This is a genomic window from Roseomonas sp. BN140053 (assembly GCF_047690175.1).
Taxonomy (GTDB): Bacteria; Pseudomonadota; Alphaproteobacteria; order Acetobacterales; family Acetobacteraceae; genus Roseomonas.
Map to the genome: position 1 here is coordinate 19,837 of NZ_JBLLEB010000020.1, position 26,593 is coordinate 46,429.

22 protein-coding genes and 1 tRNA gene are annotated in these 26,593 nt (G+C 72.0%); 15 read left to right on the forward strand and 8 right to left on the reverse strand.

Annotation, left to right across the window (positions count from 1 at the left end; genetic code table 11):
* Nucleotides 1-48 precede the first annotated feature (48 nt).
* The 3 genes from ACLIBK_RS16920 to ACLIBK_RS16930 form a co-directional block, all read right to left on the reverse strand.
* On the reverse strand, nucleotides 49-2,154 hold the full coding sequence (locus ACLIBK_RS16920) for a protein-disulfide reductase DsbD family protein (RefSeq protein ID WP_415388461.1): 2,106 nt from the start codon (nucleotides 2,152-2,154) through the stop codon (nucleotides 49-51).
* A gap of 281 nt (nucleotides 2,155-2,435) precedes the next feature.
* Nucleotides 2,436-3,047: a cysteine hydrolase family protein gene (locus ACLIBK_RS16925; protein WP_415388462.1), complete on the reverse strand. Its 612-nt coding sequence runs from the start codon at nucleotides 3,045-3,047 to the stop codon at nucleotides 2,436-2,438.
* A gap of 165 nt (nucleotides 3,048-3,212) precedes the next feature.
* Nucleotides 3,213-5,255, reverse strand: a complete 2,043-nt coding sequence (locus ACLIBK_RS16930; protein ID WP_415388463.1) for an NAD(+) synthase — start codon at nucleotides 5,253-5,255, stop codon at nucleotides 3,213-3,215.
* A 187-nt stretch (nucleotides 5,256-5,442) separates the two neighbouring features.
* Between ACLIBK_RS16930 and vapB the strand changes: the two genes are divergently transcribed.
* From vapB to ACLIBK_RS16990, 12 genes are all read left to right on the forward strand, one after another.
* Nucleotides 5,443-5,664 carry a type II toxin-antitoxin system VapB family antitoxin gene (gene vapB, locus ACLIBK_RS16935; RefSeq protein ID WP_415388464.1) on the forward strand — a complete coding sequence of 74 codons (222 nt, stop codon included), beginning with the start codon at nucleotides 5,443-5,445 and terminating at the stop codon, nucleotides 5,662-5,664.
* On the forward strand, nucleotides 5,664-6,077 hold the full coding sequence (gene vapC / locus ACLIBK_RS16940; protein ID WP_415388465.1) for a tRNA(fMet)-specific endonuclease VapC: 414 nt from the start codon (nucleotides 5,664-5,666) through the stop codon (nucleotides 6,075-6,077). The genes vapB and vapC overlap by 1 nt, the downstream gene beginning before the upstream one ends.
* Before the next feature lie 139 nt (nucleotides 6,078-6,216).
* A complete protein-coding gene (locus ACLIBK_RS16945) occupies nucleotides 6,217-7,713 on the forward strand; it encodes an AMP nucleosidase (protein WP_415388466.1) in 1,497 nt (498 codons plus the stop codon).
* Between the two features lie 319 nt (nucleotides 7,714-8,032).
* Complete coding sequence (gene hrpB, locus ACLIBK_RS16950) at nucleotides 8,033-10,483, forward strand: ATP-dependent helicase HrpB (protein WP_415388467.1); 2,451 nt, start codon at nucleotides 8,033-8,035, stop codon at nucleotides 10,481-10,483.
* A gap of 150 nt (nucleotides 10,484-10,633) precedes the next feature.
* A complete protein-coding gene (pstS, locus tag ACLIBK_RS16955; protein WP_415388468.1) occupies nucleotides 10,634-11,683 on the forward strand; it encodes a phosphate ABC transporter substrate-binding protein PstS in 1,050 nt (349 codons plus the stop codon).
* 144 nt (nucleotides 11,684-11,827) lie between these two features.
* Nucleotides 11,828-12,793 (forward strand): phosphate ABC transporter permease subunit PstC, encoded by a 966-nt coding sequence (gene pstC, locus ACLIBK_RS16960; RefSeq protein ID WP_415388509.1) that lies wholly within the window; start codon nucleotides 11,828-11,830, stop codon nucleotides 12,791-12,793.
* A gap of 5 nt (nucleotides 12,794-12,798) precedes the next feature.
* Nucleotides 12,799-13,677 carry a phosphate ABC transporter permease PstA gene (pstA, locus tag ACLIBK_RS16965; protein WP_415388469.1) on the forward strand — a complete coding sequence of 293 codons (879 nt, stop codon included), beginning with the start codon at nucleotides 12,799-12,801 and terminating at the stop codon, nucleotides 13,675-13,677.
* A gap of 11 nt (nucleotides 13,678-13,688) precedes the next feature.
* Complete coding sequence (gene pstB, locus ACLIBK_RS16970; RefSeq protein ID WP_415388470.1) at nucleotides 13,689-14,531, forward strand: phosphate ABC transporter ATP-binding protein PstB; 843 nt, start codon at nucleotides 13,689-13,691, stop codon at nucleotides 14,529-14,531.
* Between the two features lie 37 nt (nucleotides 14,532-14,568).
* Nucleotides 14,569-15,294, forward strand: coding sequence for a phosphate signaling complex protein PhoU (phoU, locus tag ACLIBK_RS16975; RefSeq protein ID WP_415388471.1), 726 nt, complete (start codon nucleotides 14,569-14,571; stop codon nucleotides 15,292-15,294).
* On the forward strand, nucleotides 15,291-16,004 hold the full coding sequence (gene phoB / locus ACLIBK_RS16980) for a phosphate regulon transcriptional regulator PhoB (protein ID WP_415388472.1): 714 nt from the start codon (nucleotides 15,291-15,293) through the stop codon (nucleotides 16,002-16,004). The genes phoU and phoB overlap by 4 nt, the downstream gene beginning before the upstream one ends.
* A 316-nt stretch (nucleotides 16,005-16,320) precedes the next feature.
* Nucleotides 16,321-17,550, forward strand: a complete 1,230-nt coding sequence (locus ACLIBK_RS16985) for a glycoside hydrolase family 108 protein (RefSeq protein ID WP_415388473.1) — start codon at nucleotides 16,321-16,323, stop codon at nucleotides 17,548-17,550.
* A 49-nt stretch (nucleotides 17,551-17,599) separates the two neighbouring features.
* Nucleotides 17,600-17,676 (forward strand) — tRNA-Arg (locus tag ACLIBK_RS16990).
* A gap of 404 nt (nucleotides 17,677-18,080) precedes the next feature.
* Here ACLIBK_RS16990 and ACLIBK_RS16995 read toward each other — a convergent pair.
* The 3 genes from ACLIBK_RS16995 to ACLIBK_RS17005 all read right to left on the reverse strand — a co-directional run bounded on the left by ACLIBK_RS16995 (nucleotide 18,081) and on the right by ACLIBK_RS17005 (nucleotide 21,625).
* Nucleotides 18,081-19,574: an MDR family MFS transporter gene (locus ACLIBK_RS16995; protein WP_415388474.1), complete on the reverse strand. Its 1,494-nt coding sequence runs from the start codon at nucleotides 19,572-19,574 to the stop codon at nucleotides 18,081-18,083.
* Between the two features lie 211 nt (nucleotides 19,575-19,785).
* The gene (locus ACLIBK_RS17000; RefSeq protein ID WP_415388475.1) at nucleotides 19,786-20,565 is read right to left on the reverse strand and encodes an alpha/beta fold hydrolase; all 780 of its coding nucleotides are present in this window, start codon (nucleotides 20,563-20,565) and stop codon (nucleotides 19,786-19,788) included.
* A 19-nt stretch (nucleotides 20,566-20,584) separates the two neighbouring features.
* Nucleotides 20,585-21,625: a Bug family tripartite tricarboxylate transporter substrate binding protein gene (locus ACLIBK_RS17005; protein WP_415388476.1), complete on the reverse strand. Its 1,041-nt coding sequence runs from the start codon at nucleotides 21,623-21,625 to the stop codon at nucleotides 20,585-20,587.
* 162 nt (nucleotides 21,626-21,787) lie between these two features.
* On the opposite strand from ACLIBK_RS17005, the gene ACLIBK_RS17010 reads away from it, so the two are divergent.
* Nucleotides 21,788-22,699, forward strand: a complete 912-nt coding sequence (locus tag ACLIBK_RS17010; RefSeq protein WP_415388477.1) for an SDR family NAD(P)-dependent oxidoreductase — start codon at nucleotides 21,788-21,790, stop codon at nucleotides 22,697-22,699.
* Nucleotides 22,700-22,767: 68 nt separating this feature from the next.
* Here the strand turns inward: ACLIBK_RS17010 and ACLIBK_RS17015 are convergent, their stop codons facing one another.
* Nucleotides 22,768-23,742 (reverse strand): Bug family tripartite tricarboxylate transporter substrate binding protein, encoded by a 975-nt coding sequence (locus ACLIBK_RS17015; RefSeq protein WP_415388478.1) that lies wholly within the window; start codon nucleotides 23,740-23,742, stop codon nucleotides 22,768-22,770.
* Between the two features lie 39 nt (nucleotides 23,743-23,781).
* Nucleotides 23,782-24,951, reverse strand: a complete 1,170-nt coding sequence (locus ACLIBK_RS17020) for a mandelate racemase/muconate lactonizing enzyme family protein (RefSeq protein WP_415388479.1) — start codon at nucleotides 24,949-24,951, stop codon at nucleotides 23,782-23,784.
* A gap of 202 nt (nucleotides 24,952-25,153) precedes the next feature.
* Between ACLIBK_RS17020 and ACLIBK_RS17025 the strand changes: the two genes are divergently transcribed.
* Complete coding sequence (locus ACLIBK_RS17025; protein ID WP_415388480.1) at nucleotides 25,154-25,408, forward strand: hypothetical protein; 255 nt, start codon at nucleotides 25,154-25,156, stop codon at nucleotides 25,406-25,408.
* Nucleotides 25,409-25,591: 183 nt separating this feature from the next.
* Nucleotides 25,592-26,569, forward strand: coding sequence for a Bug family tripartite tricarboxylate transporter substrate binding protein (locus ACLIBK_RS17030; protein WP_415388481.1), 978 nt, complete (start codon nucleotides 25,592-25,594; stop codon nucleotides 26,567-26,569).
* The last annotated feature ends 24 nt before the right edge of the window (nucleotides 26,570-26,593 follow it).

Genomic DNA, 26,593 nt, shown 5'->3' on the forward strand with positions numbered 1-26,593 from the left:
TCGAAGCGGTGCTTGCGGGAGGCCGGTGCTTTCCCCCGCGGTGCGGCCTCAGCCCTCGCCGCGCGTGCCCTGTTCCAGGCTGCGCAGCAGGATGCCTTCCGTCAGCACCTGCGGCAGCACCAGCGGGCTGCTGCCGGTGTCCTCGGGGTAGAGAAGGTAGAGCGGCACGCCGTCGCGGCCGTGGGCGCGCAGCAGCGCGGTGATCGCCGGGTCGCCGCCGGTCCAGTCGCCGGTCAGCAGCGCCACGTTGCGCCGCGCAAAGGCGGCGCGCACCGCGGGGCGATCCAGCGCGAGGCGCTCGTTCACCTTGCAGGTGATGCACCAGGCCGCGGTGAGGTTGACGAAGACCGGCCGGCCTTCGCCGCGCAGCGCGGCCAGCCGTGCCGCCGACCAGGGCTCGGTGCCCGCGGCCATCGCCGTGGCGGGGATCGGGCGCGCCCCGGTCAGCCCCGGCAGCAGTGCCAGGGCGGCCAGCAGTGCCAGCGCCGCCACGCCGCCGCCCAGCTGCCGGCCGCGACGGCCGGTGGCCTCCTGCGCCTGTCCCCAGGCCCAGGCCGCCAGCCCCACCAGCACGCCACCGCCCAGTGCCAGCAGCACCCCGTCCGGCCCCGCCTGCTGCGCCAGCACCCAGACCATCCAGGCGGCGGCGGTGAACATCGGAAAGGCCAGGAACTGTTGCAGCCGCCCCATCCAGGCGCCGGGGCGCGGCAGGCGGCGCGCCAGGCCGGGAAACAGCGCCAGCAGGCCGTAGGGGGCGGCCATGCCCAGCCCCAGCGCCGCGAACACTGCCAGGGCCTGCACCGGCGGCAGCACCAGTGCCGCACCGAGCGCCGCGGCCATGAAGGGTGCCGTGCAGGGGGTGGCCACCAGCACCGCCAGCGCCCCCGTCCAGAAGCTGCCGGCATGGCCGCCGCGCGTGGCCAGGGCGCCGCCTGCCGCCACCGGCCGCCCCAGGCGGAACACGCCGGCCAGGTTCAGCCCCACCGCCAGCATCAGCCAGGCCATCGCCGCCACCACGCCCGGCCGGGTGAACTGCAGGCCCCAGCCCGCCACGCCGCCCGCCGCGCGCACGCCCAGCAGCACCGCCCCTGCCAGCAGGAAGCACAGCACCACCCCCGCGCTGTAGGAGGCGGCGTGCCCGCGCACCACGCGGCGCGCTTCGCCCGACAGGCGGGCGAGGCCCAGGGCCTTCATCGCCAGGACCGGAAACACGCAGGGCATCAGGTTCAGCAGCAGCCCGCCCAGCGCCGCCCAGAGCACCGCCTGGACCAGCGGCAGCGCGCCGGGCGCGGCCGCCGCCGGCACCGGGCCGAGCGGCGCCGACACGGCGTAGGCGGCGCGCACCCCGGCGCTGTCGGTCACCGCCAGCACGCCTTCCAGCGGGCCCGCGGGCAGGGCGCCCTCGCCGCGCTTGAGGCCCAGCACCAGGGCGCCCTCGCGCAGGCTCAGCGGTTGCGGCGCGGGGTTGTCCAGCACGCCCCCCGCGGCGGGAAAGAAGAAGGCGTCCCGCACGGTGGCGGGCGACAGGTCGGGGCCGGCGATCTCGATCGCGCCCGTGCCCTCGGCGAAGCCGGCCCGCGCCGGCCAGGGGGAGGGGCGGGGCAGGGCGGCCTCGGCCTGGGTGAAGGCCTCGGCCAGGGTGGGGTCCGGGCGCGCGGCGGCGGCCACCGGCAGGTCCAGGCGGAACACCGCTTCCTCGGGGATGCAGAGGTCGGCGCAGACCAGCCAGCTCGCTGCCGCCTCGATCGTGACGATGCCGCCGGCCGGCAGGGTGGCGGGCGGCGTGACGGTGAGGGGAAAGGCCGCGGCGCCCCCGTAGCCGAAGTTCACCAGCGGGCCGTAGGGGATGCGCTGCGGCGCCGGAAACCCCAGCGGCGAGGCGGTGGCGCCCTCCGGCAGGGTCAGGGACACCGCCGGCGGGCCGCCGGCATCGCCGGGATTGCTCCAGTAGGTGTGCCAGCCCGGCGCCAGCACCTGCCGCAGCAGCAGCCGGAAGGGCTGCCCGGGCACCACGGCGTCCACCTCGCTGGCCAGGGTCACGGTGGCGCGGGGTGAGGTCGCGGGCGCGCTTTCCAGCGCCTGCGCGGCCCGGGGCAGGGCGAGGGCCAGCGCGGCGGCGAAACAGGGGGCGAGCAGGCGGGGCAGGCCGGGCATGCGCGGCTTATAGCAGGCGCCCCGCCGCGTGGCGCCCTGGAGAGCCACGGTGGCGGTGCACGGCCGGCATGATGCCGTCCAGGTTTTGTTTGGGTGCGGCCGGAACAAGCAAGCCGGGGGGAAGTATCCCCCCGGACCCCCTTCTGTTTTCGGGAGTTTGGGGAGCACCCGTGGCCACCGGAGCTCTTCAACTCCCGAAAAAAGGAGGGGGCCTGGGGGAGTTCACTCCCCCAGCCTTCCCTGCCTCATCAGGGCAGCGGCGCGATGCCGCGCGCCGCAGCTCAACGCCAGGCGCGCAGGATCTCCTCCGTGCTCACCGTCTCGATCTGCTGGCCGAAGCGGCCGCGATACACCGTCAGCAGCGCGTCATGCGCCTCGTCGGAGGAAGAGCACAGCGCGTCCGTGGGCAGCACGATGCGGTAGCCCAGGTCCACCGCCCCCAGCACCGCGGCCAGCACGCAAACGTCGGTTTCCGTGCCGCTGATCACCAGCGTGTCGATCCGCCGCGCCTGCAGCCGCTCGTGCAGGCCTGGCTCCGTCCAGGGGGAATAGACGTGCTTGTCCACCACCTCCGCCGGCGGCACCAGCCTGGCCAGGGAGGGCACGAGGTCGATGCTGCCGGGCGGCAGCGCGTCCAGCGTCATGGTGCGCCAGCGCTCGTAGTAGCGGCCCCAGGTACCCTCGCCCTCGCCGGGGTGCTGGGCCGGGATGAAGCGGGTGAAGATCGTGCGCTCCGGCCTGGCTTCGGCGAGGCGTTCCACGAAGGGCAGCACGCGCTCCATCCAGGGCGTGTGCCATTCCGTGTCGCCGGCGAAGATGTTCTGCATGTCGATGCACAGGTGCGCGCAGTTCTCGCCCAGGGGCCCGTGTTGCAGGTGCTTCTCTTCCGGCAAGGCTTTCCCCCCTGCTGCCTGTTGGTCGCAGAGAACGGCGCGGCGCCCGGCGGGATGCGCCGCGCGCCGGGCCGGGTGGATCATGTTTGCGTTCAAACTGCGCGGTGCGGGCCACCAAGGACCGACCGGCTCCACCCGGACCCGAAGCCGGTCAGCAATCGCAGTTCAGAGCTCGTCCGGCACTTCGCGGCGCAGTTCCTCCAGCCAGGCGCGGGCGTTGCCGTCCGACGGGGCGCGCCAGTCGCCGCGCGGTGACAGGGAGCCGCCGGCCGAGACCTTGGGGCCGTTGGGCATGGCGGAGCGCTTGAACTGGCTGAAGCCGAAGAAGCGTTGCAGGAAGACCTCCAGCCAGCGCTTGATCTCCGGCAGGGCGTAGTGGTGGCGGCGTTCTTCCGGGAAGCCCGGGGGCCAGCGGCCGGCGGCGGCGTCGCCCCAGGCGCTCAGGGCCAGGAAGGCGATGCGCGAGGGGCGGAAGCCGTAGCGCAGCGTGTAGAACAGGTGGAAGTCCTGCAGCTCGTAGGGGCCAACCTTGGCTTCCGTGCTCTGCATCGCCTCGTCCGCCGTGGCCGGCACCAGCTCGGGCGAGATTTCCGTGTTGAGGATGGCGTCCAGCGTGGCGCCCACTTCCGCGTCGAACTGCCCGGAGGCGATCACCCAGCGGATCAGGTGCTGGATCAGCGTCTTGGGCACGCCGGAATTGACGTTGTAGTGCGACATCTGGTCGCCCACGCCGTAGGTGCACCAGCCCAGCGCCAGTTCCGACAGGTCACCGGTGCCCAGCACCATGCCGCCGTGGAAGTTGGCGGCGCGGAACAGGTAGTCCGTGCGCAAGCCGGCCTGCACGTTCTCGAAGGTAATGTCGTAGACTGGCTCGCCGCGGCCGAAGGGGTGGCCGAGATCGGTCAGCATCTGCTGGGCGGCAGGGCGGATGTCCAGCTCGTGCGCGGTGATGCCCAGTGCGGCCATCAGCTTATGCGCGTTGGTCTTGGTGCCGGCGCTGGTGCCGAAGCCCGGCATGGTGAAGCCAATGATGTCCGTGCGCGGCCGGCCCATCACGTCCATCGCCTTGGCCGCGACGATCAGCGCCTGGGTGGAATCCAGCCCGCCGGACACGCCGATCACGATGCGGCCGCGCGTGGCGCCCAGCCGCTGCACCAGGCCGGAGACCTGGATGTTGTAGGCCTCGTAGCAGTCCTGCGAGAGCTGCGCGGGGTTGGCGGGCACGAAGGGGAAGCGTTCCACCACCCGCTGGAAGCCCAGGTCGCCTGCCGGCGGGTCGAGGCGGAAGCCGACGCGGCGGAAGTGGTCCCCGGCGGCGAAGCGGCGGCGGTTGTCGTCGAAGGTGCCTTGGCGGGCGCGTTCCTGCCGCAGCAGTTCCAGATCCACGTCGGCCACCGTCATCTGGTCGCCGGAGGGAAAGCGCTCGCTCTCCTTCAGGATGGCGCCGTTCTCGAAGATGGAAACCTGTCCGTCCCAGGCGAGGTCGGTGGTGGATTCGCCTGCCCCCGCGGCGGCGTAGACATAGGCCGCGACGCAGCGCGCCGACTGGCTCTGGCACAGCAGCCGCCGCGTGTCGGACTTGCCCACGGTGATGTTGGAGGCGGACAAGTTGCACAGCACCGTGGCCCCGGCCAGCGCCCCTTCGGCGGAGGGCGGGATGGGGACCCAAAGGTCCTCGCAGACCTCGGCGTGGACCACCAGTCCGGGGAGGTCCTCCGCCGCGAAGAGCAGGTCGGGGCCGAAAGGCAGGTCCTGCCCGTTGAGGCGGATCGTGTGGCCCTCCGTGCCCTGGCCGGAGGCGAACCAGCGGTGCTCGTAGAACTCGCGGTAGTTCGGCAGGTGGATCTTGGGCACCACCCCCAGCACCTTGCCGCCCTGCACCGCCACGGCGGTGTTGTAGACCCGCCCGGCATGGCGCAGCGGGGCGCCGATCAGCAGCAGGGGGCGCAGCGTGGCGGAACGCTCGGCGATCTGCGCCACGGCCGCTTCCACCGCGTCCAGCACCGTGTCCTGCAGCAGCAGGTCGTCGATGGAATAGCCGGACAGGGCGAGTTCGGGGAACACCGCCACCGCCACGCCATCCTCGTGGCAACGCGCGGCGGCGGCCAGGATCGCCTCGGCGTTGCGGGCGGGGTCGGCCAGGGTGCAGCGCGTGGTGCAGGCGGCGAGGCGGGCGAAGCCGTGCCGGTAGATCGACAGGAAGTCCATGCGGCGGAGAATGCCGCATCCGCGGGCGGGTGGCACGGGGGATACGGTGCTGCGCGGGCGCTCCGGGGAGAACAGCGGCACCTGCCGGGGAGGTCTCTCCCGAGCGTGAACAATACATTCCCGCTTTTCAGGGCTCGCACCCCCGTATGGCGGGTATATATGTGTTGTATATCCAAAGTGTGGTGCGATGACTCGGACGACCTTGTTCCAGACCAATCGGACGCAGGCCGTGCGCCTGCCCAAGGATGTCGCCTTTCCGGAGGAGGTACGGGAGGTGGCGATCCTGCGCGACGGCCCACGGCGCGTGATCGTGCCGGCGGATCGCAGCTGGGACGACTTCTTCGATGCGCCCGGCATCGAACTGGGTGAGCGTGACCAGCCGCGGACGCAGGAGCGCGAAGGCTTCTGATGCTGCGCTATCTGTTGGACACCGATCTCTGCATTCGCGTCCTGCGCGATCGCCCGCAAGGCTTGCGGGTGCGCTTCAACGCGGAGGCTGGTGGGTTGTGCATCTCCACCGTGGTGCTGACGGAGCTGCTGCATGGAGCGGGCAAGTCGGCCCGCCCGGTCGAGAATCGGCGCGAGGTGGAGCGTTTCGCCGCGCGGCTGGAGGTGCTGCCCTTCGATGCCGAGGCAGCGGCCCATGCCGCCGAGATCCGGACCGTGCTGGAACAGGCCGGGCAGATCATCGGGGCCTACGACCTGCTGATCGCCGGCCATGCCCGCAGCCGCGGCCTGGTGGTGGTGACGGGAAACCTTGGGGAATTCACCCGCGTGGCAGGATTGCGCTGCGAGGACTGGCTGGCGGAACAGGCCAGCTAGCGGGTTCCGAGGCCAAGGCTCCGGCGCCCCAGGCACATGGTCCCGTAGCATCGGCGCGCATCACGGGCCGGCCAGGGAAGTGCCGTTCCCCGGCCCGCTCCCTCGTGGCACCGGGTGGCCCCGGCTATAGGGTAGCGCCATGAAGCACGACGCCGCCCCGCAGGAATGCCGCTCGCCCGAGGAAGCGGTGGACCGCCTGGAAGCCCTCTACGACGCCGCCGTGGCCGCGGAGCGCGCGGCGCTGGACCGCTTCGTCGCCGGCGGCGCCCCGCCGGACGAGCAGGAGCGCGCCCGCTTCCGCTACCCCGCCCTGTACCTGCGCTGGCACCCCGAGGGGCCCTTTCCCCGCACCCGCCGCGCCTGGGCCAAGCTGCAGGTCCCCGGCCGCTACGGCACCACGGTGACGCAGCCCGCCGTCTTCCGCCCCTACCTGCTGCAACAGCTGCGCCCGCTGGTGGAGGAGTTCGGCGCCAGCCTCGCAGTCGGGATCAGCGACCAGGAGATTCCCTATCCCTACGTGCTGGAAGGCGGCGACGAGCTGGCACGTGGCGGCGTGTCCTCCGCCACCCTGGCGCGGCACTTTCCGGTGCCGATGCTGTCGGCCGTGGGCGACGAGGTCGCGGATGGGTTGTGGAACTTCGGGTCCGACCTGCCACGGCCGCTGGCGCTGTTCGACGCGGTGCGGGTGGACTACTCGCTGCGCCGGCTGATGCACTACACCGGCAGCGACTGGCGGGCGATGCGGCCCTGGATCCTGCTGACCAACTACCAGCGCTACGTGGACCAGTTCGTGGCCTGGGCGCTGCGCGAGTTGCAAGCGCCCGACAGCCCCTACACGCGCCTCGTGCTGCCCGGCGGCGCCACCGTGGGCCGCGACGACCCGCCCGAGGCCGCGGCGGCGCTGGTGGCCGCCGCCCCCTGGCAGCGCTTCCAGATGCCCGCCTACCACCTGTTACGCGGCGACCCGGCCGGGCCGGAGGGGGTGAGCGCGGACGGGGTCAGCATTGTCAACATCGGCGTCGGCCCGTCCAACGCCAAGACGATCACCGACCACCTCGCGGTGCTGCGGCCGCATTGCTGGCTGATGATCGGCCATTGCGGCGGTTTGCGCGGCAGCCAGGAGATCGGCGACTACGTCCTCGCGCACGGCTATCTCCGCCGCGACAAGATCCTGGACGACCTCGTGCCGCCCGAGATCCCCATCCCCGCCCTGGCCGAGGTGCAGGTCGCGTTGCAGGAGGCCGCGGAACAGGTCACCGGCGAGCACGGCGAAGCGCTGAAGCGCCGCCTGCGCACCGGCACGGTGGTGACCTACGACGACCGCAACTGGGAACTGCGCTGGTCGCACGAACGCCGCCGCATCAACCTGTCCCGCGCCATCGCCGTGGACATGGAGAGCGGCACCCTGGCCGCCCAGGGCTACCGGCTGCGCGTGCCCTACGGCACGCTGCTCTGCGTGTCCGACAAGCCGCTGCACGGCGAGATCAAGCTGCCCGGCGCCGCCACCGCCTTCTACCAGCGCGCCGTCAGCGAACACCTCGCCATCGGCCTCGCCACCTTCGAGCGCCTCCGCCGCCAGCTCGGCGCCCTGCATTCCCGCAAGCTCCGTGCCTTCGACGAACCGCCGTTCCGCTGAGGTTCGCGGTTGGGCTCTGGTGTTCGAGCGCTGGCCAAGGGGGCTCTGCCCCCTTGGATCCCCCGCCAGGAGCTTAGGCTCCTGGACCTCATGAGCGCTCCGCGAGGAGGGGCTGAGGGGAACGGTAGCCCTTGTGGCGCAACGCTGGTCGTAAGCCCCTCCTCGCGGAGCGCTAAATGTGGGGTCCGGGGAGCCTAAGCTCCCCGGCGAGGTCCAGGGGCAGCGCCCCTGGCCACGGCCCGACCACCGAAGCGCACCCGCAGACCCCAGCGGAACGGGCGTTCCGTCGCGGCGCGGAGTGGCGTAACGCTGCGCCCGCATGCTGCCTGACCTTCCCGTTTCCGAAGCCTTGCCGCGCCTGGCCGCCGCGCTGCGCGCGGGCAGCAATGCCGTGCTGGTGGCACCGCCGGGCGCCGGCAAGACCACGCTGGCGCCGCTCGCCCTGTTGCGGGAGGACTGGGCCGCCGAGGGCCGCATCCTGGTGCTGGAACCGCGGCGGCTGGCGGCGCGGGCGGCGGCGCGGCGGATGGCCGACCTGCTGGGGGAACCGCTCGGCCGCACCGTGGGGCTCAGCACCCGGCTGGACCGCGCCGTGTCGGACGACACCCGGGTGGAGGTGATCACCGAGGGGCTGCTGGTGCGCCGCCTGCAATCCGACCCCGGGCTGGATGGCACGGCGGCGGTGCTGTTCGACGAGGCGCACGAGCGGCACCTCGACACCGACCTGGCGCTGGCCCTGTGCCTGGACCTGCAGCGCGCCCTGCGGCCGGAGTTGCGGCTGCTGGCCATGTCCGCCACCCTGGACACGGCCGGCTTCGCGGAACTGCTGGGCGGCGCGCCGGTGGTGGAGAGCGCGGGCCGCATGTTCCCGGTGGAGGTCCGGCACCGAGCCCGCGACCTCGCTTCGCCGCGCGACCTGCCGGAGGCCATGGCCGGGGCGGTGCGCGACGCGCTGCGGGAATGTCCCGGCGACGTGCTGTGCTTCCTGCCGGGCTGGGGCGAGATCGCCCGCACCGCCGAGCGCCTGGGCGGGCTGGACGCGGAGGTGATTGCCCTGCACGGCGAGCTGCCGCCGGCCGAGCAGGACCGGGCGCTGGCGCCGTCCAGCCGCCGCAAGGTGGTGCTGTCTACCTCCATCGCGGAAACCTCGCTCACCGTGCCGGGGGTGCGGATCGTGGTGGATGGCGGCTTCCGGCGGGCACCGCGGCTGGACCCGTCCTCCGGCCTGTCGCGGCTGATGACGCTGCGCATCGGTCGCGCCGCCGCCGACCAGCGGGCGGGCCGCGCCGGCCGCACCGAGCCGGGCGTCGCCATCCGGCTGTGGAGCGAGGCGCTGCACCGCGGCCTGCCGCTGGCCGACCGGCCGGAGATCCTGGAAGCGGAACTCTCCGGTCTGGCCCTGGACTGCGCCGCCTGGGGCGCGGAAGCGCGCGACCTGCCCTTCCTGGACGCGCCGCCGGAGGGCACGCTGCTGGCCGCCCGCGCCCTGCTGCGCGACCTCGACGCGCTGGACGGGGAAGGGCGCATCACCGAAATTGGCCGCCGCATGGCCCGGCTGGGCGCGCATCCCCGGCTGGCCCGCATGATGGTGGCGGCGGAGGGCGTGGCGGAACGGGCGATGGCCGCCGACCTCGCTGCCCTGCTGGAAGAGCGCGACCCGATCCGCGCGCCCTCCCGCGACCGCGACGCCCCCGCCGACATCGCCCTGCGCCTGGACCTGCTGGCCGGCGGCGACCACCCCGGCGCCGACCGCGCCGCACTCGGCCGCATCCGCCGCGCCGCCGCGCTGCACCGCCGCCGGCTGCGCGTGCCGGAGCGGCAGTTCGCGGAAGGCGACCCCGGCCCGCTGCTGGCCGCGGGCTTCCCCGACCGCATCGCCGCCCGGCGGGGGACCATGGACGGCGCCTTCCGGCTGGCCTCGGGGCAGGGGGCGCGGCTGCCGGCCACCGACCCGCTGGGCAAGGCGCCGCTGCTGGCGGTGGCCGATCTCGCCTTGCAGGGCACGGAAGCCCGCATCCGCATGGCCGCGCCGCTATCCCGCGCCGCGCTGGAGGAGCGCTTCCCCGACCGCTTCGTGCGCGAGGAAGGTGCCGCCTTCGACCCCCGCGCCGGCGCGGTGCTGAGCCGCCGCCGCCTGCGCTTCGGCCCGCTGGTGCTGGAAGAGAGCACCCTGCCCAACAGCGACCCCGCCGCGGTGGCCGCCGCCCTGGCCGAAGGCGCCGCCGGCCGGGGCCTGCGCGACCTGCCCTGGACCGACGCCGCCCGTCGCCTGCGCGCCCGTGTCGGATGGGCCCGGCGGGTCGAGGGCGAGCCCTGGCCCGACCTGGGCGACGCCGCCCTGGCCGCGGGCGCCGCGGAATGGCTGGCGCCGCACCTGCACGGCATGACCAGGCTGGGCGAGCTGAAAGCGCTGGACCTGCACGCGGTGCTGTCCGGCCTGCTGCCCTGGCCGCTGCGCAAGCGACTCGACGCGGAACTGCCGGACCGGCTGGACCTGCCCGGCGGCCGCTCCGCGGCAGTGGACTACGACCGTGACCCGCCCACGCTGGAGGCCCGGGCGCAGCACCTGTTCGGCCTCGCCTCCCTGCCGAAGCTGCTGGGCGGGCGGGTGCCCTTGCAGGTGGCGCTGCTCTCGCCCGCCGGGCGGCCGGTGGCGGTGACTGCCGACCTCGCCGGCTTCTGGGGCGGGGCCTGGGCCGACGTGCGCAAGGACATGCGCGGCCGCTACCCCAAGCACGCCTGGCCGGAAAACCCTGCCATCGGCCCTTAATATTTGCCTAGGATGGGGGTGCCGCCGGGCCCGTCGTCATCGAACTGTCATCAAACTGAAACCGAGCCGTCGCGGAGGCTTCCTAGGTTCCGGCCGCCACGACCGGGGGTCCCGCCCCCGGTCCCATCGAATGAACCGGAGCGACCCGCCGTGCACCGACGCAGCCTTCTCCTGTCCACCCTCGCCACGGGCGGCGCGCTGTCCATCCTCGGCGGCCGCGCTTTCGCCCAGGCCGCCTCCATCACGGGCGCCGGCGCCTCCTTCCCCAACCCGGTCTACCAGCGCTGGGGCGAGATGGCGCGCACCAGCGGCATCCAGCTGAACTACCAGTCGGTCGGCTCGGGCGCCGGCGTCAACCAGATCAAGAACCGCACGGTGGATTTCGGCGCCTCGGACGCGCCGCTGACGCCCGAGCAGCTGACGGAAGCCAAGCTGGTGCAGTTCCCGGCCGTGATGGGCTCGGTGGTGCCGATCGTGAACCTGCCCGGCGTGGAAGTGGACCAGCTGCGCCTGACCGGCGAAATCCTGGCCGACCTCTACCTCGGCAAGATCACCAAGTGGAACGATCCCCGCCTGGCCGAGCTGAACCCCGGGGTGACGCTGCCCAACGTGGCGGTGGCCCCGGTGTACCGCGCCGACGCCTCGGGCACCTCCTTCGTGTTCACCTCCTACCTGTCGGCCGTGTCGGCGGAATGGAAAAGCAAGGCGGGGGCCGCGACCTCCGTGCGCTGGCCGACCGGCAACGGCGCCCGCGGCAACGAAGGCGTGGCGGGCGGCGTGCGCAACACCCGCGGCGCGCTGGGCTACGTCGAGAACGCCTACGCCACCCAGAACAAGCTGACCACCGTGCAGCTGCGCAACAAGGCCGGCCAGTACGTGAAGCCGACCATGGAAAGCTTCATCGCCGCCGCGGCCAATGCCGACTGGTCCGTGCCGGGCATGGCCGCCAGCATCATCGACCAGCAGGGCGCGACCTCCTGGCCGATCGTGTCGCCGACCTTCATCCTGGTGCCGGCCGACCCGGCCGACGCCGCCAAGGCGGCGGGCGTGCTGCGCTTCTTCGACTGGGCCTTCAAGAACGGCGCCGATGCGGCGCGGCAGCTGGAATACATCCCGCTGCCGGGCCCCGTGCAGGATCAGGTGCGCCGGGTCTGGGCGCAGATTCAGTCGGGCGGCCGCCCGGTCTGGACCCCCGCCTGATCCGCTGAACCGACGGCGGGCGGCCAGGCGATCGTTCCGGACCGCCCGCCGCCCCGCTTCCCCGCGGCGCCCACCGGGTGCCGCGGCGCCTCCATCCCCCGCAGCGCAAGGACCACCGTGCAGCAGGCCGTCACAACCGCGGCGATCGGCGCCGCCGCCGTTCCGCCCCGCCCCGTTCCCGCCACCCGCCGCGGCAGCGGCCGGGGCGACGTGGTGTTCGCCACCCTTTGCCAGGGCGCCGGGCTGCTGGTGCTGGTGCTGCTCGGCGCCATCATCCTGGAACTGTTCCTGGGCGGGCTGCCGGCCTTCCGCGCCTTCGGCCTGGGCTTCGTCACCTCCACCGAATGGGACCCCGTGCAGGAGGTCTTCGGCGGCGGCGTGTCGGTCTACGGCACCCTGCTGACGGCGATCCTGGCGCTGGTGCTGGCCGTGCCCGCCGCCTTCGGCATCGCCTTCTTCCTGACCGAGCTGGCGCCGGCCTGGATGAAACGCCCCGTCGGCACCGCCATCGAACTGCTGGCCGCCGTGCCGTCGATCATCTACGGCATGTGGGGCTTCTTCGTGATCGTCCCCGTGATGGCCTCCACCATCCAGCCGGCGATCATCGACACGCTGGGCGAGCTGCCCGGCATCGGCGTGCTGTTTTCCGGCGCCCCCTTCGGCACCGGCCTGTTCACCGCGGCGCTGATCCTGGCGGTGATGATCCTGCCCTTCATCGCCGCCACCATGCGCGACGTGTTCGACCAGGTGCCCCCCGTCTACAAGGAAAGCGCCTACGGCCTGGGCGCCACCACCTGGGAGGTGATGCGCGGCGTGGTGCTGCCCTACACCCGGATCTCCGTGGTCGGCGGCATCATGCTGGGCCTGGGCCGCGCGCTGGGCGAAACCATGGCCGTCACCTTCGTGATCGGCAACGCCAACCGCATCTCCGCCTCCATCTTCGGCCCCGGCAACACCATCGCCTCGCTGGTGGCGCTGGAATTCGGCGAAGCCTCCGCGGGCTCGCTGAAGCTGTCGGCGCTGCTGGCGCTGGGCTTCATCCTGTTCGTGATCTCCTTCTGCGTGCTGGCGCTGAGCCGCTGGCTGCTGCGCTCCCGGCTGAAGGGCTGAGCACCATGAGCGCCACCGTCGCCACCCCCCAGAAGAACCGGGACGTCGCCGCCGCCCTGTCGCGCCGCCGCCGCCGCACCGACACGGTGATCCGCGGGCTGTGCATCGCCGCCACCGTGCTCGGTCTGCTGTTCCTGATCTCGATCCTGCTGACCCTGCTGCTGCGCGGCCTGGGCGGCATCTCGCTCAACGTCTTCACCCAGCCGACCCGGCCACCCGGTTCGGGCGGCGGTTTGCTGAACCCGATCATCGGCTCGCTGATCCAGGTGGCGCTGGCCACCGCGATCGGCACGCCGATTGGCATGCTGGCCGGCACCTACCTCGCGGAATACGCCCGCGGCTCGCGCCTGGGCGGGGTGGTGCGCTTCGTGTCGGACATCCTGCTCTCGGCGCCGTCCATCCTGATCGGCCTGTTCGTGTACCAGATCCTGGTGCTGCCCTTCGGCGGCTTCTCCGGCTGGGCGGGCGTCGCGGCGCTGGCGATCATCGTGATCCCCGTGGTGATCCGCACCACCGAGGACATGCTGAGCCTGCTGCCCAACACGCTGCGGGAATCCGTGATCGGGCTGGGCGCGCCGAAGTGGAAGATGGTGGTTCTGGTGGGCTGGCGCGCCGCGGCCTCGGGCATCGTCACCGGCGTGCTGCTGGCGGTGGCCCGCATCGCGGGTGAAACGGCGCCGCTGCTGTTCACCTCGCTGGGCAACTTGAACTGGTCGGTCAACCTGGCGCAGCCGATGGCCAGCCTGCCCGTCACCATCTACTCCTATGCCGGTTCCCCCTTCGAGGACTGGGTGTCGCTCGCCTGGGCCGGCGCGCTGATCACCACCCTGAGCGTGCTGATCCTGAACATCCTGGCCCGCAGCGTGTTGAGCGCGAAGCGATGAGAGACACCGCCATGAACGGAACTATGCAGGCCCCCACGGCCACGCAGCCCCCCGCAGGCAGCTTCGGCACGGTGGACACCCGCTCCGCCGCCGCCCTCAACGAGGCCAGCGTGCTGGTGCGCAACCTCGAGTTCTTCTACGGCGAGAACCGGGCGCTGAAGGGCATCAACCTCGACCTGCCAGCGCGGCAGGTCACCGGGCTGATCGGGCCCTCGGGCTGCGGCAAGTCCACGCTGCTGCGCGTGCTGAACCGGATGTACAGCCTGTATCCCGGCCAGCGCGCCACCGGCGAGGTCCTGCTGGAAGGGCGCAACCTGCTCGATCCGGGGATGGACCTGAACGAGCTGCGCGCCAAGGTCGGCATGGTGTTCCAGAAGCCGACCCCCTTCCCGATGACGATCCGCGAGAACATCGCCTTCGGCATCCGCCTGCACGAGCGCCTGTCGCGCGCCGAGATGGCCGAGCGCATCGAATGGTCGCTGACCCGCGCCGCCCTCTGGGACGAGGTGAAGGACCGGCTGGACACCTCCGCCACCGGCCTGTCGGGCGGGCAGCAGCAGCGCCTGTGCATCGCCCGCACCATCGCCGTGCGCCCGGAGGTGATCCTGTTCGACGAGCCGACCTCGGCGCTCGACCCGATCTCCACGGCCAAGGTGGAGGAGCTGATCGACGAGCTGAAGCGCGACTTCACCATCGCCATCGTGACGCACAACATGCAGCAGGCCGGCCGCTGCGCCGACCAGGTCGCCTTCTTCTACCTGGGCGAGCTGGTGGAGGTGGCCCCCGCGGCGCAGCTCTTCACCGCCCCGCGCGAGCGCCGCACCCAGGACTACATCACCGGCCGCTTCGGCTGAGCGCTGCGGGATGGAACAGGAACAGGGAGCCGCCGGGATGAACAACGCCTCCAACACCATCGTGAAGTCCTACGGCGAGGAGCTGCGCCACCTGCGCGAGCTGCTGGCCCGCATGGGCGGCTTGGCCGAGCGCCAGGTGGCCGACGCCGCCCAGGCGCTGGTGCAGCGCGATGCCGCCGCCGCCGGTGAGGTGGTCGGCCGCGACGGGCCGATCGACGCGCTGGAGCGCGAGGTGGAAGCCTATTGCGTGCGGATGCTGGCGCTGCGCTCGCCGATGGCGGCGGACCTGCGGCTGATCATCGCCGCCATGAAGGCCAGCCAGGACCTGGAGCGCATCGGCGACTACGCCCGCAACGCCGCCAAGCGCGCCATCGTGGTGTCGCAGCAGCCCTCGCTGGGCGGCGTGGTGACGAGCTTCGCGGCCATGGCGCAGCTGGTGCAGCGCAACCTCAAGGACGCGATCGACGCGCTGGTCAACGACGATGCTGAGGCCGCCGAGCGGGTGTGGAACAACGACGCCCCCGTGGACGACGTATACAACGGCATCTTCCGCCAGGTGCTGACCTACATGATGGAGGATCCGCGCAACATCACGGCCTCCACGCACCTGCTGTTCATCGCCAAGAACTTCGAGCGCATCGGCGACCACGCCACCAACATTGCCGAGACAGTGTTCTACGCCGTGCGCGGCGTGACCCTGCCGGAAGAGCGGCCCAAGGCCGACACCTCCCACTCCGCCGTGGTGCGGGTGCCCGCCGGATGAGCGCGGCCCTGGAGAGCGGCGGCCGTCCCACCATCCTGGTGGTGGAGGACGAGGCGCCGCTGCTGACCCTGCTGCGCTACAACCTGGAGCGCCAGGGCTTCCGGGTGGAGGAGGCCGCCGACGGCCAGGAAGCGCTGCTGCGCGTGGCCGAAGGGCGCCCCGACCTGGTGCTGCTGGACTGGATGCTGCCGGCGCTGTCGGGGCTGGAAGTCTGCCGCCAGTTGCGCCGCCGTCCCAACACGCGCGACCTGCCGATCATCATGGTCACCGCCCGCACGGAGGACCAGGACGCCGTGCGGGCGCTGGACACCGGCGCGGACGACTACATCGCCAAGCCCTTCGCCATCGACGCGCTGCTGGCCCGCATCCGCGCCCTGTTGCGCCGCACCGGCGCCGGCCCGGTGCGCGGCGTGCTCAGCTGGCGCGACCTGGCCATGGACCAGGACGCCCACCGCGTTACCCGCAACGGCCGCGCCCTGCACCTGGGGCCCACCGAATACCGGATGCTGGAATTCCTGATGCAGCACCCCGGACGCGTCTTCTCCCGCGAGCAGGTGCTGGACGCCGTATGGGGCCGCGACATCCACGTGGAACCGCGCACGGTGGACGTCCATGTCCGCCGGCTGCGCAAGGCGGTGAACGGCCCGGGCGAGGAGGACATCATCCGCACCGTCCGCTCCGCCGGCTACGCCCTGGACGTCGAGGGCTAGGAAACGGCGGGCACCTGCGGTCGGGAACGGGCCGGTTCGCACCCGGCGGGGACACGGTGGCGCGCCATGGCCGCGAGGCCGCGCGGCGGTCCCGCACCGGCGTCTCTAGGACTATTTTCTTGACGAACGTGGCCTCGCCGGTCTAGAAACCGCGTGCCAAGGGGCGTTCTGCGCCCGCGGCTTCCCCCAACATCGCACCGCGTTTCCGCTCCTCACCCGAGGGACGGGAACCCGCGCCCTTCGCGGCCGACGCGCGCTCACGGCGTGCGGCGCCGTGCTGCGGCCTGTTCCGGTGCGCCGGCGCCGAGGTGTTCCCATGTCCCTTTCCCTGGCTCCCCTGGCGGCGAGCCTGCTGCCCGAGCTGCTGCAGCTGATGGCGGGTGATGCGACCGGCCGCGTGGCCGCCAACGCCGGCCAGGCCGTGCGCGAGGTCACCGGTGCCGAGGAGCCCGGGGCGGCGCAGGCGGCGGTGGCGGGCGATCCCGCCCTGGCTTCCCGGCTGCGGCTGCGGCTGACCGAGCTGGCGCTGAAGGAGGGCCGGGCGCAGCAGGACAGCGGCCGCGCCGAGCTGGAAGGGCTGCGGGCGCGGCTGCAGGCCCCGGCCTCCTTTACCGCGACGGAGATGGCGCATTCCGCCAATGCCTCGGCCTGGGGGCCGGCGCTGGTCTCGACCCTGGTGGTGGCTGCCTTCTTCGTGACGCTGGTGCTGCTGATGGCGCTGAACCGCAGCTTCGAGGCGGAAACGGCGGCGCTGGTGAACGTCACGATCGGCACGCTGGGGGCGGCCTTCGCGGCGGTGGTGAACTTCTGGATCGGCTCGTCCCAGTCGTCGCGCGACAAGGACCGCATGTCGCAGGCCGTGCAGGCGGCGCAGTCGGCGCAGATGCAGACGGCCATGACCACCCTGCGTGACGTGGCCGTTCCCGCCCCGGCCGCCCCCGCCGAAGCTCCGCCGCCCGCCGCCCTGTTCCGCGCCGAAACGCCCGTCGCGGCGGCCCGTCCGGCCCCCCTGGATGCCGAGGCCCGCTTCGACCGCTGCCTGGCCGTGGTGCTGGAAAAAGAGGGCGGCTTCGTGGACGACCCGCGCGACCCCGGCGGCGCCACCAACATGGGCATCACCCTGGCCACCCTGCAGGGCTTCCGCGAGGCGCCGGTCACGGTGGGCGACGTGCGCGACCTGACGCGCTCCGAGGCGCGCGAGATCTACCGTGCCCGCTACTGGACGGCGATGCGCTGCGCCGACCTGCCGGCCGGGCTGGACCTGGTGGTGTTCGACTTCGGGGTGAATGCCGGACCGTCCCGCTCGATCAAGCTGCTGCAGCGCATCGCCGGCGTGACCGCGGACGGGTCGATCGGGCCGATCACCCTGGCCGCCCTGCGCGCCCAGCCCGCGGCCCGGCTGATCAACGCCGTGTCGGAAGCGCGGCTGGAGTATTACCGCGCCCTGAGCACCTTCCCCACCTTCGGCCGGGGCTGGACCGCGCGGACCGATGCAGTGCGGACGGCGGCGCTGGCCATGGCCGGCCAGGACATGCCGCCCGGCTGATCGCGCGAGGGCTTCCCCCGCCGGGGAGGCTGCGCTAAAAGGTGGTCGGGGACCCGTAGCTCAGCTGGATAGAGCGTTGCCCTCCGAAGGCAAAGGTCGTACGTTCGAATCGTATCGGGTCCGCCATTTTTCTCAATGAGTTACGCAGTTAAGTAGCTCATAGAATTCGAGCCTAGCTAGCAGAGAGCTAGCGCCAGCGATGTTCCGGGGCACTGCCGTTCTGTGTGCACCCAGGTGCACGGTACCCTTTAAGCACCGGGCGAAAGTATCCCTTTCCAGAGTGAGCTTGCTGCCGAGACCCTGGCTACTACAGTCTCGATACGGAGCAAGCAGTGATGCCGAGCTGGGGAAGACTCTGCCGCTAGATTCTCTGGCGTCCGCGGCGCTGACTTGCCGGCAAAAGCCTCGTATCGCGGCACTAGACGTTCTCCGTCGTCACCTGACGTCACAACATGCAGTCTCCAGGCATCCAGGGCGGCCTTCCGCTCGGCTCGGAGGCCGTGCCGCTGGCACACCGCCGCCGACCTCCTCTATTCCGCCGCCACTTCCTTCTCCGCCGCCCGCTCTCCTGCCGCCGGCTGGAGCTTCACCCTCGGCACCAGCAACGCCAGCACCAGGGTCAGCACCGCGATCCCGAACACGGCCCAGAACGTCACATGCAGCGCTTCTCCCAGCGCCGCCCGCACCGCCGCATCCCCGATCGCCTGCCCGGGACGGTCCAGCAACTCCCGCACCTGCTCGAAATCCACGCCACCCGTCCCGCTGCCCCGCCCCGCCAAGGACAGGTTCAGCACCCCGCCCAGCACCGCTGCCCCCAACGTGCTGCCCAGGTTACGAGAGAAGATGTTGGACGCCGTGGCCGAACCCCGCTCGGTCCAGCCCACGCTGTCCTGGATGATCACGATGGCCGAAATGCTCAGGAAACCCATCCCGAGCCCCACCACCAGCGACCCTATCCCTGCCACCACTGGCGAGGTGTTGGGGCCCAGCAGCACGAAGGCCATCGCGCCCACCGGCAGCAGCGCCGCACCGATCACAAAGGTCCGCCGCAATCCGACCCGGTGAAAGGTCTTTGCCGCCACGGTGGCGGCCACCGGCCAGCCCAGCACCATCACGGTCAGCGTGAAGCCCGCCACCAGGGCGGACTGGTTCAGCACGCCCTGCACATACATTGGCAGAAAGGTGGTCAGCCCGATCACCGCCATGCCGCTCAGCAGCGTGGCGGCGTTCGCGGTGGCAATGGGCCGGCGCGCCCACAGCTGCAGGTCCATCATCGGGTCGCGCGCCCGTCGCTCCTGGAACACGAACAGCGCCGCGCTCACCACGAACAGCCCGCCGGCCGCCAGTGCGGTCCCCCGGTTCGACAGCCCGACCTCCGTCAGCGCTGCCATCAGCGAGGCCACGGCGACGGTGAACAGGGCCGCGCCCACCACGTCCACGCTCGGCTTCTCGGCCGAGACGCTCTCGTGCAGGAAGGCCCAGAACCCGGCGGCAGCGGCCAGGCCGATCGGCAGGTTGATCCAGAAGATCCAGGGCCAGCCCAGATGCTCGGTGATCAGCCCCCCTGCCATCGGCCCCAGTACCGAGGACACGCCCCACACGCTCGCCAGATAGCCCTGCACCTTGCCGCGCTGCTGCCCCGGGTACAGGTCGCCCACCACGGTCAGGATCACCGGCTGGATCGCCCCCGCGCCCACCCCCTGGATCAGCCGGAAAAGGATCAACGAAGGCATCGACCAGGCCAGCCCGCACAGCACGGACCCCGCCAAGAAGATCGCGATCCCGACCAGCACCACGGGCTTCCGCCCAAACAGGTCCGACAGCTTGCCGAACACCACGGTGGCCGCGGTCTGCGTCAGCAGGAATGAGGAAAACACCCAGGAATACAGGTGCAGGTCGCCCAGCCGGCTGGCGATCTGCGGCATGGCGGTGGAGACGATGGTGGCTTCGATCGCGATCATGAACATCGCGGCCATGACGGCGGCCAGCACCAGCGGGCGGCGGAGTATCGGCTTAGGGGGCATGGCCCCTACCTAGGCCGTTTCGGGCCCACGGTGAACGCACCGCACCGATGACTTCGGGTCATCATCCCGAGAGATTGCCGCGGCGGACTGGGTGGCAAGGCCATTGCCGGCCGCCTCGCCTTTATCCGGGGCTGAGCCGCGGCGCGGGAGCGGCCTGCCGCTTGGCCGCCGTTCCCGTGACGCCCTTCTGCGCGCCGGGGCGGCAGCGCAGCTAGTGGCGATCCAGGAAGCCGATCAGGGCGGTGTTGAAGGCTCCGGGCTGCTCCCAGTGGGCAGCGTGACCGGCCTCGCGGATCACCACACCCTCTGCTTGCGGAAGGCGGCGCAGGAAAAGGCGCTGCAACGCAGGTGGTGCCCATAGATCGGCGTCGCCGTTCACCATCAGGGTGGGCACCGCCAAGCCCTGCATGGCTGCCCAGGTGAGGCGGTTCACGGTTCCCTGGCGGAATCGACCGCCTGAATGACTGCGCCCCTCCAGCGCCAGCCATTGGGCGACCCCCTCCGGGTGCTCGGCGCGGTAGCTCGGGCCCAGTTCCTGGAATTCGACGGGAAGGTCGTTGAAGCCGGCAGGGCGCAGCCGCTCGCCCAGTTCGAGGTAATCGGCATCCATCAGGCCGACAATGGTGCAGGCCAGGGTCAGGCTGCGTAACCGCCCTGGGTGCGACAGGGCAAAGTCCGCGGCGACCAGACCACCGGCTGCGATGCCCACCAAGTGGCATGAGGCCACTCCGAGACGGTCGAGCAGGGCCAGCAGATCACCACTGCCGGTGCCGGGCTGGCCGGGCGGACCGGTTCCGGAGCCGCGGTAGCCCCGCCGGGAATACGCGATGACGCGGTAGCCGGCCTTGCACAGGGCGGGCAGCTGATGCTCCCAGGCCTCGACGCTGCCCGTGGCTGCATGCAGCAGCACCACTGGCGTCCCGCCCCCGCCGCTGTCGCGATAGGCCAGGTCGACATCGGCCAGTCGCGCCTGTTCTTCCGTCACGTGCATGCCGAGCCCCCGGCCGCGCTCATTCGCCAACAATGCCGGCGGAGCGGATCAGGGCGCCGAACTGGAGGTTGTCCTCGCGCAGGTCCTCCGCGAGTTTGGTGGGCGAGCGGAAGCTCGGCTCCAGGCCACCGCGCGCGAGGCGTTCCAGGAAGGCCGGATCCTGCGTGGCAGCTTCGACCTGGGTGGCCAGCAGGTTGACCACATCGCCCGGCAGGCCCGCGGGGCCCATCAGCGCCTGCCAGCCGGAGGTGCGGACATTGGGATAGCCGAGCTCCGCGAGGGTGGGGATGTCCGGCAGCTGCGGCAGCCGCCGCTGGCCAACGGCGGCCAAGCCGCGCAGCCGTCCCTCCTGGACGTGCTGGATCACCACGGTGTCGATCATGAAGTCCACATCACCGGCCAGCATGGCCTGGATGCTGGGAGCCGAGCCCCGGAACGGGATATGCACCGCCTCGAAGCCGGCTTCCCGGCGGAACATCTCCGTCATGATGTGAAGGGTCGAGCCGATGCCCGAGGTGCCGTAGTTCACCCGGCCCGGGTTGCGTTTCGCGTATCCGACCAGCTCCGCCAGCGTCGTCACCGGCAGCGTGTTCCGCACGGCCAGCAAGCGCTGCGATTCGCTGATGTTCGCGATCGGCGTGAAGTTCGTCGAGTCGTAGCCGACATTGCTCAGGTGCGGCAGGATGGAGAAGATGGCGTTGCCGGCCAGGAGCAGCGTGTAGCCGTCCGGGGCGGCGGCAGCGACCGCCCGGGCGCCGATCGCGCCGTTCGCTCCGCCCTGGTTGACGCCCACCACCGGCACCCCGAGCCGCGGTGCCAGCGCATCCGCGATCAGCCGGCCGACGAGGTCACCCGTGCCGCCCGGGGTATAGGCGATGATGAGGCGGATCGGCCGTTCCGGATAAGCCGCCGAGGCCGCCGATGCGACGGCACAGGCCGCCACGGACGCCAAGACGATCAGCGATCGCCACATATCCCGCATCGTCGTTCCCCCGAATCTTCTGGTGTTGCCCCATGCTAGCGACACCGATCCGATGTTGATGGAGCGAAACGCCGCCATTCCGGATCACGGAACGCCGGGCTTGGGCAGGCCTGCGGTCTGCACCGTCGGCGTGACGCGCCGCGTGCCGCAACCCTGCGCGATCGCCTATACCCGGCCGGAGGAGGTCGTGACGGCTGGCGGGCGCACGGGCCTCCGGAACAGCGGCCGGGGAGGTTCCACGTGACGGTAGGCTTCGAGAACAGGGTGGCCGTCGTGACCGGCGCGGGCGGCGGGCTGGGGCGCAGCCACGCGCTGCTGCTCGCCGCGCGCGGGGCCAGGGTGGTGGTGAACGACCCCGGCCCGTCCCGCATCCCCGGGCGGGAGGAGGGCCGCGCCGCGGACGAGGTGGTGGCCGAGATCCTCGCGGCCGGTGGGCAGGCGGTGGCGCACCACGTCTCCATCGCGGAACCGGAAGGGGCGCAGTCCCTGGTGGACCTCGCGATCTCGGCCTTCGGCAGGATCGACGTGCTGGTCAACAACGCCGGCGTGCTGCGCGACAAGAGCTTCGGCAAGCTGGAGCTGGCGGACTGGGACCTGGTGCGCAAGGTCCACCTGGACGGGACGGCCTACTGCACGCGCGCCGCCTGGCCGCACATGCAGAAGGCGGGCTACGGGCGCATCGTCTTCACCACCTCCACCGCGGGGCTCTACGGCTCTTTCGGGCAGGCCAACTACGCGGCGGCCAAGATGGGCATGGTCGGGCTGATGAACGTGCTGCGGCTGGAAGGGGCGAAGTACGGCATCCTGGTGAACACCCTCGCGCCGGTCGCGGCGACGAGCATGACGGAGGGCGTGCTGCCCGAGGAGGTCGCCCCGCATTTCGGGCCGGAACACGCTTCGGCGGCCGTCGCCCTGCTGTGCAGCGAAGCCTTCGGGCAGTCCGGCATCATCCTTTCCGCGGCCGCCGGGCATTACGCGGTGGCCGAACTGGCGAGCACGGCCGGCGTGCAGTTCGACCCCGCAACGCCGCCCGACCCGGACACGCTGCTGGCCAATTGGGGGCGGATCACCGACCGGTCGGCCATGCGGCGCTTCGAGAATGCCGGGGCGGAAACGGCGGCCATTCTCGAAGCGATCCGCGCCGCGACGTAAACCCCCGGCGGCCGGGCCTGCGCCGTGTGGCGCGCAGCACGGCCGGGGATCGCCCCGCTGCCAAACACTCAGTCCAGCGTGAGGCCCGCTTCGGAAACCGCCCGGCGCCAGCGGTTGATCTCGTCCCCCCAGAAGCTGCGGAACTCCGGCACCGACATGCCGCCGCCGGAGGCGCCGTCCTGTGCCCAGGCTTCGGTGACCTGCGGCGAGCGCAGTGCCACAACCACCGCATCCCGCAGCCGCTCCGCCGCGGCGGGCGGCAGCCCCTTGGGCCCGAGCAGCCCGTACCAGGTCGTGGCGGTGGCGTCGGGGAAGCCGCTTTCCGCCATGGTGGGCAGGTCGGCGAAGACCGGCGACCGCGTCGCGGAGGTGACGGCGAGGCCGCGCACGTCGCCGCCCCGCACCAGCCGCGCCGCCGAGGGCAGGGTTTCGAACATCATCGGCACCCGACCGGCGAGCAGGTCGTTGATGGCCGGCGCGCTGCCGCGATAATGCACCGGCGTCATGCTCAGCCCGGCCTGCCGCGCGAACAGCGTCCCCAGCAGGTGCTGCAGCGTCCCTTGCGTGCCGGTGGCGTAGCTCATCTCGCCCGGCCGGGCGCGGGCATGGGCGACCAGCTCGGCGACGGAGCGGGCGGGCACGGCGGAGTGGACGATCAGCATGTTTGGCACGCGCGCGAAATCGGTCACCGGCGTCAGATCCGCCAGGGGATCGAAGGGCAGCTGCTTCTGCGTCGCGATAAACAGCGCGAGGTGCACGGAGGCGAGCACGAAGCGGTTGCTGTCGGGCGGCGACTTGGCCACGTAGTCGGCGCCGATCGTGCCGCCCGCCCCGGCGCGGTTCTCCACCAGCACGGGCTGCCCGAGCGGCTCGCGCAGCCGGTCCGCCAGGATGCGCGTCATGATGTCCGAGGAACCGCCGGGCGAGGCGGTGACCACGAACACCAGGGGCCGGGTCGGCCAGGGCTCGGCCGCCGGCTGCGCCTGCGCATTGCCGGCCACCGCCGCGGCCAGCACCGCGCCGAGCATCGCACGCCATCCCATGGCTTTCCCTCCCTGGTTGCTGATTTCTGCGGCCGCGCTTCAGGCTCGGCTGCGGCCATGCGAGGTGGGCCGTTTCGCGAGTTCCCGTACCGCCGCGGCATCCGGCGAGAAGCCCAGCCCGGGCGCTTCCGGCAGGGCGATGTTGCCCGTGCCGTCCGGTCGGGGCAGGCGGCCGAAGACCTCCTCGCACACCAGCACCGCGAGGTGGTGGTACTCCACCAGCCCGCCATTCGAGAGGCCGGCATGCAGGTGCATGTTGTGGTGCGTCCAGGCCCCGCCATTGGCGATCGGCTGGTTAAAGGCGGCGGCGAGGCCGGCGACCTTGACGCATTGCGTGATGCCGCCGCCGATGGCGACGTTGGGCTGCAGCACGTCCACCGACTCCGCTTCCACCAGCGCGCGGAAGCGATGCAGCAGCCCCTCGTTCTGGCCCGCGGCCAGCGGCACCTGCACCTGGGAGCGCAGCAGGGCGAGCTGGCGCGGGTCGTTCTCGACGATCGGCTCCTCGAAGAAGCCGATGCCGAGTTCCCCCACAGCCTGCGCCAGCCAGCGGGCGTGCAGCGCGTCCAGGCTGCAATTGGCATCGAGGTAGAGCTGCACCTGCGGCCCCACCGCGTCGCGCACGGCGCGGATGCGGGCCAGGTCCTCGCGGATGATCTCCAGGATGGGCGTGCCGTCGCGGCGCTGCAGCGCCCGGTGGCCCACCACCATCTTCAGCCGCGTGATGCCCAGCCCGGCCCAGTGGCGCGCGGCATCGGCCAGCGCGTCCCGGTCCATGGCCGGGAAGCCGAAGGTGACATAGGTCGGCACCGCCGGCCGCGCCGCGCCGAGCAGCCGCCACACGGGCTGCCCGAGCGCCTTGCCCTTGATGTCCCACAGCGCGAGGTCGATGGCCGCGATGCCGTGGCAGGCATAGCCGGTCTGCCCGCGTGGGGTCAGGGCCCAGTAGAGCTTGTCCCAGATACGCTCATGCGCCAGCGCGTCCTCGCCCAGGATCTGGTGGGCGGCAACCTCGTTGACCACCGCCGCGGCGACCTCCTCCTCCGTGATGGAGGTGATGCCGTGCCCGACCAGCCCGCCGCGCGTTTCCACCTCCACCAGGCAAAGGGCCAGGGCCGCGTCGCGGGTATAGCCGGGCAGGTCGAAGCGGGTATGGATGAACAGCGGCGTCGCGTGGACGCGCGTGATGGTGGTGTCCTCGGCCGGCACGTGCCGCTGCCTCCCCGGTCATGCCGCCGATACGAGCGCCCCGCCTGCTGTGCCCCGGAGGGCGTGGGAGCAGGGGAAAGGCCGTTCTGCAGCCGTTTCAGGAAGCTTGGTCGTTTGCTTCCAGCAGGGCAAGCGGGGGAGGCCGCCAGCTGCCCCCCTCGCCGCGCCCTGGCGCATGCGGCCACGCAATCGGCAGGGGGCCGTGTTCCGCGGGCGTGACCGCCTGCTGGACGAGGGCACCGGCACGCGCATCGACCCGCGCTGGGGCACCATCATCGCGGCCTCCGTGGCGCTGACCGCGACGCCTTCCCGCTTCGGCGCGGCGGAGATCGCGCGGCTGCGGGAAGCGGGCCTGTCAAAGCTGGAAATCGCGGACGTCATCCACGGCGCGGGCTTCTTCAACGGGGCCAGCCGCCTGATGCCGTCGCTGGGCGAAGCGGCCCCGCCCTCCGCCTGAACCGGCCCGGCCCCGCGGGCCGGGTGCTGCGCCACCCGTGCCCGGCCTGCCTCCGGGCCGGGAACATCCCTGTTGTGGAAACCACGGCCTTCCCCGAAGCTCCTGCCGCGACGCCCCCCGAACTGCGGGGCGCAACAACGGCCGACAAGGCCGACAGAAGGCAGCACGGCACGGGGGGAAAGCATGACGCGACGCAGACAGGTCCTCACGGCGGGCCTGGGCATGCTGGGGGGAAGCGCCGGCCTCCACCCGGCACGGGCGCAGACCTATCCCTCCTCGCCCATCCGGATCTTCTGCGGCTTTCCCGCCGGCGGGGGCGGCGACATCATTGTTCGCTGGCTGGGCGACAAGCTGCGGGAACGGGCCGGCCAGCCGGTGGTGGTGGACAACCGCGCCGGCGCCATGGGCAACATCGCGGCCGATGCCGCCGCCAAGGCGCGGCCGGACGGCTACAACCTGATCATGATGCCCAGCACGGTGGCCGCCGGCAACGCGCATCTCTTCAAGCGCCCCGCCTTCGACATCCTGCGCGACTTCGAACCGCTCTGCACCCTGTGCCGGCTGGGCTTCGTGCTGATGGTCAACCCCGAGAAGGTGCCGGTGAGCAGCGTCGCCGAGCTCACCGCCTGGCTGCGCGCCAGGAAGGGCGACGCCACCTTCGGCTCGCCGGGCACCTCGGCCCTGGTGTGCGCCGAGCTGTACAAGTCCCGGGCCGGCGTCGGCGCCTTCGCCGTGTCCTATCGCGGCATGGCGGCGGCGCTGATCGACATGGCCAACAAGCAGCTCGACTTCCTGTTCGTCGATGCCGCCCTGGCACTGGAACCCGTGCGCGACGGCCGCTTCCGCGCCCTGGCCGTCACCACGGAGGACCGGGTGCCCTTCTTTCCGGGCGTGCCGAGCATGGCGGAGGCCGGCGTGCCCGGCTACGCCTTCGACACCTGGTGGGCCGCCTACGTCCCGGCCGGCACGCCGGCGCCGATCGCCGCCCGCCTGTCGGGCTGGCTGCGCGAGATCGTGGCCCTGGAGGAAACGCGCAGCTTCCTGGCCGGCATCGGCACCGAGCCCATGGCCCATCCGCCCGAGCAGATCCGCACCCTGCTGCAGGAGGACCTGCAGCACTGGGCGGAACTCGTCCGGCTCGCCGGCATCGAGCCCCAGTAGTTCCGGCCGCCCGGCCCCACTCCG

Bases quoted from the DNA above. Each gene is read 5' to 3' on its own strand.
- phoU (WP_415388471.1), top strand. From the start codon at position 14,569: ATGAACAACGCCTCCAACACCATCGTGAAGTCCTACGGCGAGGAGCTG.
- ACLIBK_RS17000 (WP_415388475.1), bottom strand. From the start codon at position 20,565: ATGCACGTGACGGAAGAACAGGCGCGACTGGCCGATGTCGACCTGGCC.
- hrpB (WP_415388467.1), top strand. From the start codon at position 8,033: ATGCTGCCTGACCTTCCCGTTTCCGAAGCCTTGCCGCGCCTGGCCGCC.
- ACLIBK_RS16920 (WP_415388461.1), bottom strand. From the start codon at position 2,154: ATGCCCGGCCTGCCCCGCCTGCTCGCCCCCTGTTTCGCCGCCGCGCTG.
- pstB (WP_415388470.1), top strand. From the start codon at position 13,689: ATGAACGGAACTATGCAGGCCCCCACGGCCACGCAGCCCCCCGCAGGC.
- pstA (WP_415388469.1), top strand. From the start codon at position 12,799: ATGAGCGCCACCGTCGCCACCCCCCAGAAGAACCGGGACGTCGCCGCC.
- ACLIBK_RS16995 (WP_415388474.1), bottom strand. From the start codon at position 19,574: ATGCCCCCTAAGCCGATACTCCGCCGCCCGCTGGTGCTGGCCGCCGTC.
- ACLIBK_RS16930 (WP_415388463.1), bottom strand. From the start codon at position 5,255: ATGGACTTCCTGTCGATCTACCGGCACGGCTTCGCCCGCCTCGCCGCC.
- vapC (WP_415388465.1), top strand. From the start codon at position 5,664: ATGCTGCGCTATCTGTTGGACACCGATCTCTGCATTCGCGTCCTGCGC.
- vapB (WP_415388464.1), top strand. From the start codon at position 5,443: ATGACTCGGACGACCTTGTTCCAGACCAATCGGACGCAGGCCGTGCGC.
- ACLIBK_RS17005 (WP_415388476.1), bottom strand. From the start codon at position 21,625: ATGGCGGCGTTTCGCTCCATCAACATCGGATCGGTGTCGCTAGCATGG.
- ACLIBK_RS16945 (WP_415388466.1), top strand. From the start codon at position 6,217: ATGAAGCACGACGCCGCCCCGCAGGAATGCCGCTCGCCCGAGGAAGCG.
- ACLIBK_RS16985 (WP_415388473.1), top strand. From the start codon at position 16,321: ATGTCCCTTTCCCTGGCTCCCCTGGCGGCGAGCCTGCTGCCCGAGCTG.
- ACLIBK_RS17015 (WP_415388478.1), bottom strand. From the start codon at position 23,742: ATGGGATGGCGTGCGATGCTCGGCGCGGTGCTGGCCGCGGCGGTGGCC.
- ACLIBK_RS17030 (WP_415388481.1), top strand. From the start codon at position 25,592: ATGACGCGACGCAGACAGGTCCTCACGGCGGGCCTGGGCATGCTGGGG.
- phoB (WP_415388472.1), top strand. From the start codon at position 15,291: ATGAGCGCGGCCCTGGAGAGCGGCGGCCGTCCCACCATCCTGGTGGTG.